This window comes from Pleionea sp. CnH1-48 (assembly GCF_024124665.1).
Classification (GTDB): domain Bacteria; phylum Pseudomonadota; class Gammaproteobacteria; order Enterobacterales; family Kangiellaceae; genus JAMXSB01.
The window spans coordinates 119,398-134,585 of record NZ_JAMXSB010000003.1 but is presented as its reverse complement, the minus strand read 5'-3'; the positions used below and the strand labels follow the sequence as shown (position 1 = coordinate 134,585).

At 38.3% G+C, this 15,188-nt stretch carries 11 protein-coding genes; all 11 read left to right on the top strand.

The features are described from left to right. The first annotated feature begins 4 nt into the window (after positions 1 to 4). From hisH to NH399_RS05695, 11 genes are read left to right on the top strand one after another with little or no spacing between them, the layout of a single operon-like run. Positions 5 to 610 (top strand): imidazole glycerol phosphate synthase subunit HisH, encoded by a 606-nt coding sequence (hisH, locus tag NH399_RS05745; RefSeq protein ID WP_253037746.1) that lies wholly within the window; start codon positions 5 to 7, stop codon positions 608 to 610. Continuing rightward, positions 610 to 1,380: an AglZ/HisF2 family acetamidino modification protein gene (locus tag NH399_RS05740; RefSeq protein ID WP_253037745.1), complete on the top strand. Its 771-nt coding sequence runs from the start codon at positions 610 to 612 to the stop codon at positions 1,378 to 1,380. Before hisH ends, NH399_RS05740 begins: the two co-directional genes overlap by 1 nt. Beyond that, positions 1,367 to 2,569 carry a glycosyltransferase gene (locus NH399_RS05735; RefSeq protein WP_253037744.1) on the top strand — a complete coding sequence of 401 codons (1,203 nt, stop codon included), beginning with the start codon at positions 1,367 to 1,369 and terminating at the stop codon, positions 2,567 to 2,569. Before NH399_RS05740 ends, NH399_RS05735 begins: the two co-directional genes overlap by 14 nt. After that, on the top strand, positions 2,569 to 3,894 hold the full coding sequence (locus NH399_RS05730; protein ID WP_253037743.1) for a lipopolysaccharide biosynthesis protein: 1,326 nt from the start codon (positions 2,569 to 2,571) through the stop codon (positions 3,892 to 3,894). The genes NH399_RS05735 and NH399_RS05730 overlap by 1 nt, the downstream gene beginning before the upstream one ends. A 5-nt stretch (positions 3,895 to 3,899) precedes the next feature. Next, positions 3,900 to 5,792, top strand: coding sequence for an asparagine synthase (glutamine-hydrolyzing) (gene asnB / locus NH399_RS05725; protein WP_253037742.1), 1,893 nt, complete (start codon positions 3,900 to 3,902; stop codon positions 5,790 to 5,792). Beyond that, positions 5,713 to 7,167: a hypothetical protein gene (locus NH399_RS05720; RefSeq protein WP_253037741.1), complete on the top strand. Its 1,455-nt coding sequence runs from the start codon at positions 5,713 to 5,715 to the stop codon at positions 7,165 to 7,167. Before asnB (NH399_RS05725) ends, NH399_RS05720 begins: the two co-directional genes overlap by 80 nt. A 13-nt stretch (positions 7,168 to 7,180) precedes the next feature. Continuing rightward, complete coding sequence (locus NH399_RS05715) at positions 7,181 to 8,269, top strand: glycosyltransferase (protein WP_253037740.1); 1,089 nt, start codon at positions 7,181 to 7,183, stop codon at positions 8,267 to 8,269. A gap of 22 nt (positions 8,270 to 8,291) precedes the next feature. Further along, the gene (gene asnB / locus NH399_RS05710; protein WP_253037739.1) at positions 8,292 to 10,172 is read left to right on the top strand and encodes an asparagine synthase (glutamine-hydrolyzing); all 1,881 of its coding nucleotides are present in this window, start codon (positions 8,292 to 8,294) and stop codon (positions 10,170 to 10,172) included. Further along, positions 10,169 to 11,260, top strand: a complete 1,092-nt coding sequence (locus NH399_RS05705; RefSeq protein ID WP_253037738.1) for a glycosyltransferase — start codon at positions 10,169 to 10,171, stop codon at positions 11,258 to 11,260. The genes asnB (NH399_RS05710) and NH399_RS05705 overlap by 4 nt, the downstream gene beginning before the upstream one ends. 35 nt (positions 11,261 to 11,295) lie before the next feature. Beyond that, positions 11,296 to 13,392 (top strand): bi-domain-containing oxidoreductase, encoded by a 2,097-nt coding sequence (locus NH399_RS05700; RefSeq protein WP_253037737.1) that lies wholly within the window; start codon positions 11,296 to 11,298, stop codon positions 13,390 to 13,392. Next, positions 13,389 to 15,185 carry a heparinase II/III family protein gene (locus tag NH399_RS05695; RefSeq protein ID WP_253037736.1) on the top strand — a complete coding sequence of 599 codons (1,797 nt, stop codon included), beginning with the start codon at positions 13,389 to 13,391 and terminating at the stop codon, positions 15,183 to 15,185. Before NH399_RS05700 ends, NH399_RS05695 begins: the two co-directional genes overlap by 4 nt. The last annotated feature ends 3 nt before the right edge of the window (positions 15,186 to 15,188 follow it).

Below are 15,188 nucleotides of genomic sequence, written 5' to 3'. Positions count from 1 at the left end.
AACTATGATTACAATTATCGATTACGGTATGGGCAATCTAGGCTCTATTGTCAATATGTTCAAGCGAATTGGCGTTAAAGTTCATGTGTCTGGAGATATATCTGCGGTTAACGACGCCGAAAAAATACTTCTCCCAGGAGTTGGAGCTTTCGATAAAGCTATGATAAGAATTAATGAGAGTGGACTTCGAGAAGCTCTCGATAAGAAAGCTTTAGAGGATAAGGTACCTATTCTCGGAATTTGTCTTGGGATGCAGTTACTGACCTGCGGTAGCGAAGAAGGTCAAGAAGACGGGCTCGGATGGATTGATGCAAGAGCTACAAAGATTCCTTCCATAGATGGTATTAAAGTTCCTCACATGGGCTGGAACCTTGTATTACCGTCGAGCTCTAGTTCATTAACTAAAGACTTGCCTGAAGAACCTAGGTTTTACTTTGTTCATTCCTATGCTGTACATGTTAAAGATAAATCTGACTCGATTTTGACCTGTAAGCATGGTATCGAATTTGATGCCGCTATACAGAAATCCAATATTTATGGCGCTCAATTTCATCCCGAGAAAAGCCACAAGTTTGGCATGCAATTACTAAAGAATTTTGCGAGTCTATAATGTTAAGAACAAGAGTCATTCCTGCTTTACTTTTGCTGAATGAGAGTTTAGTGAAAACTTATCAATTTGGTAAGTATCGGTACATCGGAGACCCATGTAATACGCTTCGAATTTTTAATGAGTTAGAGGTTGATGAACTCATTATTTTGGATATTGCAGCTACGCGGACAGGATGTGGCCCAAACTTTGAGTTGCTTACTGACATTGCTAATGAATGCTTCATGCCTTTATGTTATGGAGGTGGCATATCAGAGTTTGATCAGGCAAAGAGAATATTCAACATAGGTTTTGAAAAAGTGTCTCTTAATAGTTCTTGCTTTAGTCGCCCTGAACTCGTGACTAAGTTATCTGAACACTACGGTAGTCAAGCCGTAATTGCTTCTATCGACGTGAAAAAAAATATGTTTGGAAAGTATGAGGTAATGGCGAACAATGGCAAAGTTAGTACAAAACGATCTCCCATTGAGTGGGCCGAAGAATTGGAAAGTTTAGGAGCTGGCGAAATTTTATTGACTTCAATAGATAAGGAAGGTACTTGGGATGGATATGATATTGATCTAGTAAAACAAGTTTCTGAAGTTGTATCTGTGCCAGTAATAGCTAATGGAGGTGCTGGCTCAGTAGAGCATGCTCGTCAAGCGGTTAAGGATGGAAATGCGTCTGCTGTGGCGATGGGGAGCTGTGTGGTTTTTCAAAAAAAGGGAATGGGAGTATTAGTTAACTTTCCTGAGCCGTCGAGTTTAAAAGGACTTTCTAATGATTGCGAGTAAGATTGCATGCATTGGAAATATGAATAACAATATGTTTAATATTGTTAGGTACTTGAGGCTTAATGGCTATGACGCAACTCTTTTTTTGCTAGAGGATGAAAAAGAACATTTCCATCCAAGCAAAGATAGCTTTTGTGATAGCTACAAAAACTATACAGTAGAGCTACCTTGGGGTAACGCTTATAAGCTCAATCAGTTTTCGCCAGATGAGATTCGTTCTGCAATCGACGGATATGATTTTTTTATAGGATGTGGAACAGCCGCTGCTTATCTTAATAAGGCAGGTATCGATATGGATATTTTTGTTCCTTATGGCAGCGATTTTTACTCTGCACCGTTTTTTAAGTTGGTACACCCTAAGCGTATACTGAAGAGGATTGTTTTTTCTTCACTTCAATCGAAAGGTATTCTTAGGGCTAAATGCATTTTAATTGACTCTTCTAATGAAATCTTCGAACAGCCTTTTAAGAAATTAAATTATCAGGGTGTGAGGCTAAATAATGGCGTGCCGATGATATTTTTTCCGGAGTATTCACCTGAAAAAATATCTAAATATTGTGGAGAAATGTCCAGTTTTAAAATAATGGATGAGTTACGGAGTAGAAAAAAGCTACTCATATTTCATCACTCCAGACACGTCTGGAAAAGCTTATCTGATCCAATTTCAGTGAAGAGAAATGATAGACTTTTGAGGGCATTATCTGAATTAGTGCATAAACATCACTTGAAAGATATACATCTGATAACTTTAGAGTACGGAGAGGATGTATCTAGTTCTAAGGAGTTAATAAAGGAGCTGGCGATTGAGGAGCATGTTACATGGCTTCCTAAGATGTCAAGGAAGGAATTGATGGCTGGTATAATGAAGTCTGATATTGTTGCTGGTGAGTTTAATATGAGCTGGTTTTCATACGGCGTTGTCTACGAAGCTATGGTAGCTAGCAAGCCAATATTGCATTACAGAGAAGATTCTCTATACAAAGAACAGTATCCCGAGATGTATCCAATGCTGAACGCAAAGGAAGTTGACGAAATAGTGGATAGACTTATTGAATCTTATAAAAACAGAGCGAATATGCTCAAGATTGGAAAGTCTGCAAATCAATGGTTTAGGCAATATGTTGTTGATGAGCCGATTCGAGTTATTAGCAAGCTAATAGATACAAAAGTCCAAGAAACAAGACAATAATGCGAACATTGAAGCTTTCCGCTCTTTGGAAAACGGCGCTAACCGATAGTTCTCACTATTTAATTGCAAATTTAGCGATTAAGCTTCTTGCAGTTGTAGTTATTCCTATTATTACTAGGATGATATCGATAGAGGAGTTTGCCGTATACGATTTGTTTTTATCTGCGAATGCTTTTGCAATAGTTTTTCTTAGCTTGGGGATGGACTCTGGTACAGCTATTTTGATAGCTGAGCAAAAAAATGATAAAGCGAAGTTATCTGGTTTGTTAAAGATTACTTTGCTCTTATCTTTGAGTGCATGCCTAATTTTGTGTTTAGTATTTCTTTCAATAGTACCTTTTTTACCGTGGGAAGACTTAAGTATCAAGCGAGCTTTCTATTTTTCGGTATTTACTTTTTCGTCGTTGACCAGTTACCTTTGTATCAATTTTTCTAGGTGGATTGGCAGAATTAAAGTGGCCGCTTATATAGGAATGATATCAACGATTCTTGGTATCATACTTGGCTTCTCGCTTTTAAGTATAGATAAAAACATAGATAGCTATTTTTTAGGGCTTTCTATAGGTGGGTTAATAGGAGCTTTTCTTGTTGTTTTTTCTTTACGAGATTGTTTAAAAGAGAAATCGGGAAGGATAGTCAATAAGAAGCAAATTAGAGAAATTTTAACTTTATCGCTACCTTATGTGCCTAATTATTTATGTAATACTTTAATGGTTATGGCTGACCGTTTAGTTATTTTAGCTGTGTTAGATTCCAAAGCTCTTGGTATCTATGCTTTGCTAAGTCGAATTGCATCGATTCCAAACTTAGTTATAAATGTAGCTAGCTCTGGTTTTTTGCCAATATTGTATAAAAATTATGAGACGCCAAATGGTAAACAGTTTATAAGAGAAGTTCTTCATATTTATTTCTATGCTATACCGCTCGCTTTCCTCCTATCCGTAGCTCTTGAGTCTTATATTGTAGAATTTATGGGAGGAAAAGCATACTCTGATAATGCACACTTTATGAGCATTATGCTTGTCAGTGTACTGGTTACGTCTGCCACTCAACTTTCTGGTTTTTCTTATAACATTAAGCGAAAAACGCAGTACATTTTTTATATTACTTTTTTCGCCTTAATCCTAAATCTCGGAATTGGTTATGTCTTTGCTTTACAGTGGGGACTATGGGGAGTGTTTCTTAGCACGCTATTAGTTAGCGTTATGCGAATAACATCACATCTATACGTTTCTGAAAAGCTATACTCGTTCAGTTATAGCTGGATAAAAATAGTAGCTATATTGGTAGTAACTTCGGCTCTTTTACTTATTAGGTATCAATAGAAAGTATGTGTGGAATTGTAGGTTTTATAAGCGATAAATATAGTTCAGAGCAAGCTAGTAATATCGTAACGAACATGTCATCGCTTTTAGAGCATCGAGGTCCTGATGATAGAGGCTCATGGCTATCATCCACTGCAAGAGTGGCCCTAGGACACCGGAGATTATCTATTCATGATCTGAGTAGTTTGGGCCATCAACCGATGACATCTTCAAATGAGAATTACACAGTAGTTTTTAATGGAGAGATTTACAATTATAAAGAAATTAGAGAAGAGTTAGTAAAGTCTGGGGTTAAGTTTCGTTCTGATTCGGATACGGAAGTACTACTAGCAGCTACTGAAGCATTTGGGCCCGTTCAAGCCGCTCGAAAATTCTCTGGTATGTTTGCGTATGCTATATGGTCAGAGTCTGAAAAAGTGCTTTGGATCTTTAGAGACAGAGTAGGCGAAAAACCCCTATACTTCTCTTGTATCGATAATAGTTTCGTTTTCGCATCTGAGTTAACTGCTCTTTCAAGTTATCCTGAAGTTAAAAAGGTAATCAATGAAAGTGTACTTTCTATTTATTTGCGCCATGGTTACATTCCTGCTCCTCATTCCATCTACGAAGATATTTTCAAACTCCGACCTGGACACTATTTGCAGGTAAAAGCTGATTCCATAGGCTCAAAGTTAGACGTGGAAGAGTTTTGCTATTGGGATGTAAATGGTCGCGCTAGAGCAAATATTGAAGAGCCAAAAGAAGCGAGTAATTATGTTGACGAATTAGAGTTATTGTTATCACGTTCTATACAGCAACAGATGTCTTCTGATGTACCTTTAGGAGCTTTTCTTTCTGGTGGCGTTGACTCATCAACGGTGGTTGCTATTATGCAGTCGTTATCTAGCAGTGCTATAAAAACATTTAGTATTGGTTTTGATGAAGAGGCATTTAATGAGGCGCATTACGCTAAGCAAACTGCAGATTACTTAGGTACCGAGCACACCGAGTTATATGTGACAAATCAGATGGCTTTGGATGTTGTTCCCTCGCTTTTCGATATCTACGATGAGCCGTTTGCTGATTCTTCTCAGATACCAACCTATTTGGTATCAAAGTTAGCGAAATCACAAGTGACGGTTTCTCTTTCAGGAGATGGTGGTGATGAGCTGTTTCATGGATACTCTCGTTATGAGAGATTTATTAAACAGCATGGCAAACTTTCGAGTATTCCTTCAAAGAAGTTGCTCGGAAAGAGTATAAAAAGGTTAGCTAGGTTAAGCGGAGCCCAACCAGATGATCGGCTTTCTCGTGTAGGTATAATTTTGGCCGCTGCCAACCCTTTAGAGCATTATTTAGCTACGATTTCCCATTTTCAACGGCCAGAAGAGCTACTTGAATCAAAAGGTGCTTTATTTTCGTCTCCTTATGAGTTACCGACTCACATACTAAAAAATGACTTAAGAGATATTGCCCCATATTTGGACTTTGGAATATATCTACCAGACGATATTCTCGTTAAACTAGATAGGGCTTCAATGGCGGTGAGTTTAGAATCTAGAGTACCGTTGCTTGACTATCGAATAGTAGAGTTTGCTATGGGAATGCCTGCTACGATCAAGAATTATGATGGTAAAGGCAAGTGGCCACTAAGACAGTTACTTTATCGTTATTTACCTGAGTCAATGATGGACCGTCCTAAAAGAGGATTTGGAATTCCTATCGATGATTGGATTAGAAATGAGTTGAGAGAATGGGCAGAAGAATTACTTGGTGCTGACCAACTTTCAAAACACGAGTTGTTTAACAGTACAAAGGTGAGAAACCTCTGGAAAGAGCATGTTTCTCGAAAAGCAAACCATGGTTCACGGTTATGGAATATCCTTATGTTTCAGTCATGGTATAACAGGCACTGTTAAGTTAAGCATGTTTCATCTTCTTATTTCATCCTTATTGGTGGTTATAAGCAGCAGCATTGTTGCATTGATATATGATCAAGCTTCTCCTTATATTGCTCTTGTATTTATCCCTTTATTTTTTGCTAACTACAAAATAAAGTCTCAAAATTTAACTATATTTCAGGACGCTTTTTCATTTCTCCTGTTTGTTTATAGTATTGCGCTGGCCTATTCTATAGGTGTCTTTCAAGAGCCAATCGTTGGGAAGAGTGACGAGTGGACTTTTTTTGAGCTTTCGTCAAAGTCCTACTACAGAGATATGAGTATTCCTCAACTTTTGCTAGGAATAATTAATGCTCCACTAGCAGTGAAAATATGGGGGGTGTTTTATGCCGTAGCTGAAAGTTATGGTATTAAGCCGAATCCGTGGATTGGTATATATGTTAATATTTTCTTCGTGGCTCTATCAATTCGCTATATTGTTAATACTGTAGAACTACTCTTTCCTGAAAATTCTAACAAAAAAAAGCTTGCGACGCTGCTCTGCCTATTTAATGGTATGTTTTGGCTCTTCGCTACACTACACATGAGAGATAGCTTTTTATTATTCATAATTTGTTATTTTGTGTATCGAATTATTTTATATATCGAAGGTAAGTCATCTGTTTTTCCTTTAGTAGCGGTTACAGCGGTTTTCGTTATAGTAATGCCATTTTTAAGATACAAGCTTCTATTTGTACCTGTCCTATTCCTAGGACTAATTTATGTGTCTAAGATTAAGCACTTGAAGGGTTTTCATGTACTGTCAATGGGTGTCGTTTTAGGTAGTGTTTTTGTAGTCGCTCACGTTACGGGAATACTAAAGCTCACTTTATCCATCTTTGATTTTGCTAATCAAAGTTACTCGCAGTTAGCCGCCAATGAATCTAGCGGAGGTTTAGCGACCGCAGCAATAATTAGTCAGCCCTTTTTCATACGATGGCCTCTCGGGTTCGTTTATCAACATGTAAGCCCTTTGCCATTTTGGGTAAGTATGTATTTTGGAGCTACTCCTTATCACTGGTTTAAAGGTCTTTATGGAATCGTCGCTCTATTTTTGACACCTTATGCGTTTATTTCTATAAAGTACTGTATTCAATCATATTTTTCTCGTAGTTGTAACATTAAGCAGTCTATGCGCTTTGTTATACTATCCTATTTTTTAACTTTTTCTGCTGTAGCCATTACTTCCTTGGAAACTCGCCACGTAGGGCAGTTTTATTTGCTGTTTTTGTCTGCAGCTCTGTTTTCTATTAACAAATCCCGAACTAGATTAGATCAATTAATTATGTATTCTTATTGGTTGTTTCTAACATCAATATATCTTCTTTGGGCCGCTAATAAATTATTAAGCTAGTATGAAACTTCTATTGGTAATCGATCATTTTGGCTCCGGTGGAGCTCAACGACAACTGGTACTACTTGCCAAAGAGCTTGTCGAGAGTGGCTGCATTGTTGAGTTCTTTGTTTATTACCCTAATATCAATATATATAAAGATAAATTGAATGAGTATGGTTTGAAAGTGCATTCTTGTGAAAAATCATCAAAGTTCTCCATAAAGCCAATTCTTTATTTGAGTAATTTATTGAAGACTAACAAGTATGACAGCGTCATTTCTTTTTTGAGTACTCCGAATATCTATGCTGAATTGGCTAATCTTATTAACCGAAGGACTACCAAACTAGTCGTATCTGAAAGATCATGTTATCCACCAGGTAATAGTATTAATGCTAAGACAAGAATAAGAGAGCAACTTCATCGATTAGCAGATGCCATTGTTTGCAATTCTTTTTACCAGAAAGAACGAATGATAGAGCAGAATCCTTGGATTAATAAAAAAATTACAACCATTATTAATGGCGTTGATATCGAACATTTTTCACCGGATGCTAAGAGTATAAAAACCGACTTTCTTGTGGTTGCAAGAATTGATAGAGGAAAAAATCCTTTACGTTTAGCTCAAGCACTTCGGCTTATTAAAGATGATTATGGTTATTGCCCAACTATTAACTGGGTTGGAAAGCAAGACCCTTCTGAAGATAGTTTACAATATACGAAAGAGGTCAATGAGTACCTCAATGTAAATAAACTCCAATCTAACTGGAATTGGATGGGGGAGCAGAAGCATGTTGAAAAAATCATGCAGAATCATAAAGCCCTAATTTTACCTTCATTGTTTGAAGGTTTCCCTAATGTCGCTTGTGAGGCACTGGCTTGCGGGCTGCCGATACTAATTAGTAATGTATGTGATAACTATAGACTTTTAAACAATGGACTTAACGGCTTTTCATTTGATCCTCAGGATGCTAGAAGTATCGCTTCATCTTTAGTTGCTTTCGAGAAGTTATCTGAAAGTGATCTTGCTGAGAAGAGAGCACAGTGCAGAGAGTATGCAGTCAATACTTTATCCTCAAAAAAATATGCAGAGAATTATCTCAAGCTTTTAGGCTCCCTATAATGAAGTTTAAGTGGATTGGAATATGTGTGGAATAGCAGGAATAGTTAACAGACACGGTACAGAGCTAGACGATTTCTATATCAAAAAGTGTACTGATGCTATAGAACATAGAGGCCCTGATGCGAATGGGCACTTTGTTAATGATGATGTACTCTTTGTTCATACAAGATTAAGTATTCTTGACTTGAGTTCAAAAGCGGCTCAACCGATGTCAGATGCCAGTGAACGTTATGTGATTACATATAATGGAGAAGTTTATAATTATAGAGAGTTAGCCGAAGATTTAGGACTCAGTAACCTCCGCTCCACTTCCGATACAGAGGTAATTGTCGAGGGGTTTGCAAAAGTTGGTACGGATTTATTTTCTAAGTTAAATGGAATGTTTGCCCTTGCTATCTACGATAAGCAAGAGCGGAAAGTATGGCTCGCAAGAGATAGATTGGGCATCAAACCCCTCTATTACAAGCTTAGTAGTGATGCTCTTTCTTTTGGTTCTGAAATGAAAGTGATTCAGTGCTTTATGGACGATGCGTTGGATGACTTTAATAAACAAAGTGTTCATGAGTGGGTTTATTTTGGTAACACTCTGGGAGAGGAAACTTTATATGAAGGCGTAAAAAGGTTAATGCCAGGTAGCTTCATTGAGTTTGAAGTAGACTCTTCACAAGTTAGCGTTTCACAATATTGGAAGCCTCATAAACCGGTAGTAGGAACAGTAAAAGAAGGGTGTATCGTTGCAAAAAATAGAGAGCTCTTGGAGAATGCAGTTAAAAGACAGTTGGTCAGTGATGTGCCTATAGGTATATTTTTGTCTGGAGGTGTTGATTCAAGCGCCGTTACAGCGTTTGCTTCAAAGCATTATGAGAAAAAACTATCTACCTATTCCGTTGGGTTTGACTTTGATAAGGGAATAAATGAGTTACCTAGAGCAAGAAGCGTAGCCACTCACTTTGGAACTGAGCATCATGAAATTCATATCTCTGGTGTTGATGTGGCTGATGTGGTTGAAAAAATGATATATCACCACGATCACCCTTTTTGTGATGCTGCTAATATACCGTTGTTTTTACTCTGTGAGGAAGTAAAAGGGAAGACAAAAGTAGTACTTCAAGGCGACGGTGGCGACGAGTTGTACGGAGGATATAAGCGGTATAATACCTTAATGAACATTAAGAAAATGCGTTTCATATCTAGAATTGCCAATGTTGCGAATAAGTTTTTGCCAAAAAATAAGAAACATCAACAACGACAGCGTTATATTAATGCTCTTCTAAGTTCTCCTGAACATGAACTAATGGCCTTGCTACTGACTGTAGAAGATAAAAAGCATTCGCCTATTGATGTATTTAGCAAGGCATTCAGAGATGAGTTTTTATGTTTTGATCCATTTTCAAGATATAAAAAGTGTCAAAGTGAAGTTGCTAACTTGGATATTACAGATCAAATGCTCATCGTTGACTCTCAAATAATACTCCCTGATATTTTCTTAGAGAAAGTGGATCGAGCTACGATGGCATCTAGTGTAGAGGTAAGAGTTCCCTTCTTAGATAATGACTTGATTAAGTTTGTTCAAGAGCTGCCTTCAGTACACAAGATACCGAATGGTAAACAAAAGTGGTTACTAAAGAAGAGTTTAGAAGGTATTGTACCAAATGATGTTCTTTATGGGCCAAAGACAGGATTTGGTGTGCCATTTGCGTACTGGGTAGAAGGGGCTTTGCGAGACTTGTTATTTGACAACTTAAAAAGATTTAATGATAGAAATCCAGACGTCATCGATTTGAAAGCAATTGCAGATAAGTTCAATCAACATAAAGCCCAACAGAAAGATTATGGTTTTCTCTTGTGGAAAGTTTTGAATTTTACCCTATGGGCAAACCAAAGAAGTATTAAAATACAATGAAGTCAATAATATTGGTTGGAGCAAGAGTTCCTGAGTCATCAGTCCCCAATCCAGGTGGCCAATTGACAGCGTCCATAGGACTGATCGAACACGCGGAGAAGTTAGGCTACTCTGTAAAAGTAATAGATACCACGCAGTCTAGTTTTCCAGTGCCTCCTTTAAAGGCTCGTTTAAAACGAGGTTGGCAAAGAGTTGTTGAGCTCTTTTCCTCTTTGAGCAGTGATAATGTTCAGGGGGTAATTATTTTTAGCAGCTCGGGGATGAGTTTTTATGAAAGAATTGTTCTCTCAATGATATGTCGGCTTCGCAAAGTTCCCGATGTCTTTTTCATGAGATCTGGTCACTTTATGAATCAGGTCAACAAAAGTAAGTTTTATCGAATTATCGCCTCGACTTTCTTGAAAGTCCCCCAAAATATAGGTGCTCAAGGAGAGGACTGGAAACTATTCTATAGTAGTATTGGTGTTAAAGAGTCTAAGGTTTTCGTAGTAAGAAATTGGCTCTCTGCAAGTTTTCCTACATTAACAGTCCCCAAAAAGGCAGAGGATAAACTGATTAGGTTTGTTTTCGTTGGGTGGATGGTAAAAGAGAAAGGCGTCACTCAATTGCTTAGTGCTATAAGTGAGCTGTCTAAAGAATTCACATTTCATGTTGATCTTGTTGGAGGTGGGACTTTAGAAGGGTATTGCTCTGATTATGTAGTGAATAATCAGCTTCAAGATTATGTGACCTTGCATGGATGGCAAGATAAAGACTATGTTGTAGAAACATATAAAAACTCACATGTATTCATTTTGCCTTCCGAAGCGGAGGGATTCCCTAATTCCTTTTTAGAAGCTCTAGCATTAGGTCTTCCTGCAATATGCACGAATGTTGGAGGGGTATCTGACTCCCTTATTAATGGAGAGAATGGCCACTTACTTGCAAATAACTCTAGTGAAAGTATATATAATGCGATGAAGTCATACATTGAGAAGCCGGAGCTTGTTGAATGTTATTCTCAAGCGGCTATTGAAGTTTATAAGCAAAATCATAGTAGGTACGAAAACTGCTCTATTTTACTTAACAGAATAATTGGTGATTCATGAAACAGGTTCTTCAAGATTTGTCGAACGGTAGCACTATGATAAAAGAAGCTCCGTCTCCATTGGCAGCAAAAAATACATTATTAATTGATACCCAGTCTACATTAGTATCAGTAGGTACAGAGAGAATGTTGGTGGAGTTTGGAAAAGCTTCTATGCTCGCGAAAGCCAAACAACAACCTGATAAAGTTAAGCAAGTGTTAGAAAAAGTTAAGACTGATGGATTAATGACAACTATTGATGCCGTAAGATCTAAACTAGCACAACCTTTACCCTTAGGTTACTGTAATGTCGGTGTAGTAAATGTAGCTGGAGAAAGCGCTGAAAATTTCAAGGCTGGAGATAGGGTGGTGTCTAATGGCCCACATGCAGATGTAGTACGAGTGTCGAAGAATCTTTGCGCAAAGATTCCTGATGGTGTATCTGACGAAGAGGCTGCTTTTACTGTTGTAGCTAGCATTGGACTGCAGGGTATTCGGTTATTGAAGCCGACTCTTGGAGAGTGCTTTGTTGTTACTGGGGTTGGACTGATTGGATTGCTTACAGTTCAACTCTTACTGGCACATGGCTGTCGTGTACTAGCTTTGGACTTTGATAGTCAAAAGCTAGAGCTTGCAAAATCTTTTGGTGCCGAAGTTTGTAATCTGGCGAAAGGTGAAGATCCTATAACCGTTGCTAAAAGCTTTAGTCGTGGTAAGGGCGTTGACGGTGTTATTGTCACTGCTTCAACTAAGTCTAATGAGCCTATCTCTCAAGCTGCTCATATGTGCCGCAAAAGAGGGAGAATTGTTTTAGTTGGAGTAACTGGGCTGAGTTTAAGTCGTGCCGACTTTTATGAAAAAGAATTAAGCTTTCAAGTATCTTGCTCATACGGCCCTGGTCGTTATGACCCTAACTATGAAGAAAAAGGTCAAGACTACCCCTATGCTTTCGTTCGGTGGACTGAACAACGGAACTTTGAAGCTGTGCTTGACATGATGGCTAGAGGGCAGCTGAATGTTACTTCATTAATTACACATCGCTTTGATTTTAGTGATGCTGAATCTGCCTATCAAGTATTGACCGAAGACAGTTCTGCTCTCGGAATTATAATCAACTACTCGAGCCCTTCTGAGTCGAGGCATACACCCTCTGTCCTTCTACAGCCTACTTCGTATAGCAAAAATAAGCCAGTAGTAGGTTTTATTGGGGCCGGCAATTACGCTTCTAGAATGTTGATACCTGCTTTTAAAAAGGCTGGAGCACAATTGCACTCTATATCCACGTCTGGAGGTACCAGTGGAGTTATTCATGGAGAAAAAGCGGGGTTCGGTGAGGCTACTACAGATACTCAAAAGTTGTTAGAGAATGATGAGATAAATACGGTAGCAATTGTGACTCGCCATAACTCTCATGCGAAATTTGTAGTATCCGCATTAAAGACAAATAAGAATATATTTGTTGAGAAACCGCTAGCGATAACTAGAGATGAGCTAGATAAGATTCGAGATACATATAGGAGTGTTTGTAAGGATGGTTCGGGACCCCATTTAATGGTCGGTTTTAATCGACGATTTTCTCCTCACATAAAGAAGATGAAAGAGTTGCTGATAACTGTCAATGAGCCAAAATCTTTTATTATTACGGTAAATGCAGGAGAAGTCCCTTCTGAACATTGGGTTCAAGACATTCAAGTCGGAGGAGGTCGAATCATTGGCGAGGCGTGTCATTTTATAGACTTAATGAGACATCTAGCAGGTAGCAAAATATTATCCGTTGAAGCTCATAGCATGGGAAGAACAGAAGGCATTGATATTACTGAAGACAAAGCTTCGATTTCGATACGCTTCGAAGATGGCTCTTTCGGTACCATTCATTATTTTGCCAATGGTGCTTCAAGTTTTCCTAAAGAGAGAGTAGAGGTTTTTGCCGCTGGAAAAGTGCTACAGCTTGATAACTTCAGAAAAATGAAAGGATATGGTTGGGCCGGATTTAATAAATTGAATTTATGGCGTCAAGATAAAGGGCACAACGAGTGTGCAAGATGCTTTTTAGAAGCTGTAGAGTTAGGTATGAATACACCTATTACAGTCGAAGAGTTGTTTGAAGTCGCTGAAGCAACGCTTGATGCAGCGGAACAGATAAGACATTCATGAAGCTGCAAAAAATAAAAACACTAGTTAAGCTTGGTATTCCTAATTTGTTAAGAGTGGTGCTCTATCGCTCTGCTCTCAAGTTTGGAGGGGCTAAAGCTCTTTTTAAGTCTAGAGAGCCGATAGCAGGCTCTTTTTTTACAAAGCAGACATTACCTATTATTGAAGCACTAGATTATAAAGATTCCTTTAGTGCTTTTGGGTGGCATGAGGTTTCATTAAATGAAATACCCGATTGGCATGCATCTGTATTAGATGGAGGAAAACATAACGCGGGTTTAACCCATTGGAGTGATATTCCTGACTTCGGTCTGGCAGGTGATATTAAGTTATATTGGGAATTATCAAGATTTGATTGGGTAATTCATCATGCTTTGAATTATTTGTCTGGTGATGAAGCTTCCTTCAATAAGCTTAATCAATGGCTAAGTGATTGGAGCGAAAAGAATCCTTGCAACCTAGGCGTTAACTGGAAATGTGGACAAGAAGCTTCTATCCGAGTAATTCATCTTACTCTTGCTGCTCTTTTGCTTAAGCAAGAGCTCTCCGATTCTTTTGTAAAACTACTTACTCAACATTTAGAGCGCATTTCTCCTTCAATGATGTATGCGGTGGCTCAAGACAATAATCATGGTACCAGTGAAGCTGCGGCTTTGTTCGTAGGTGGATGCTTTCTTCGAGGCAAAGATTCGAGAGCTCAAAAATGGTTAAATAAAGGTCGCTATTGGTTAGAAAATAGAACTAATAGACTCATTTTAGAGGATGGGAGTTTTAGTCAGTATTCAACGAACTATCATCGTTTGATGTTAGATACCTTGTCCTACTGCGAGTATATTCGCAGGCATTTTGGCCAACCAGATTTTTCAAGCAGTTTTTATAAAAAAGCCAGAAAAGCGACCTCTTGGCTTTTTGATTTAGTTGAACCTATATCTGGCGACGTTCCTAATTTAGGAGCAAACGATGGTGCGCGTCTTATTCCTCTATCTTCTGCTCCATATCGAGATTATCGGCCTACGGTTCAACTAGCAGCAAACCTGTTTTATGGAGCTTTGGCGTTTGAGGGAGAAGGCGATTATAACTTGCCAATCATGCTCCTATCTTTACCATCTTGCCGTGAACGCTTAGACTTAAGTCACGAAAAGCTTTCTAAAGAAGGTGGCTTCGCATTGCTTCGTCATGGCAATTCAAAAGTGTTTTTTCGATTTCCTAGGTTTCGATTTCGCCCTAGTCAATGTGACGCTATGCATGTTGATTTATGGGTTAATGAAAAAAATATTCTCAGAGATGGCGGCTCTTATAGCTACAATGCTGGGGAGCAATGGCTCGAATATTTTCAAGGGGTAGCCTCTCACAATACTGCGCAGTTTGATGACCGAGAGCAGATGCCAAAAATATCTAGATTTCTATTTGGAGAATGGTTAACTGCGATTTCTAAAGATGAGATACACTCAGAGAAGGATGGGAGTTCATATTCTGCTTGTTACACTGATTATCTTGGAGGTCGCCATTGTCGACAGGTTACTTTGAAAGATGCAGTACTTGAAGTCAAAGACCAACCTTCAGGATTTAAAGACAAGGTAGTTTTTCGATGGCGTCTTCTACCTGGAAAGTATTCTATTCAAGGCAATCATGTTATTGGCGAACAGGTAGTTATTAATGTGGATTCTGATGAGCCTGTTCTACTGCGTATTGTTGATGGTTGGGAATCACGCTTTTATTATCAAAAAAAGCAGCTGCCAGTTCTGGAAGTAGAGCTTCAAAAACAATCCAGTGTTTTAACAACAATTCAATGGTAATTT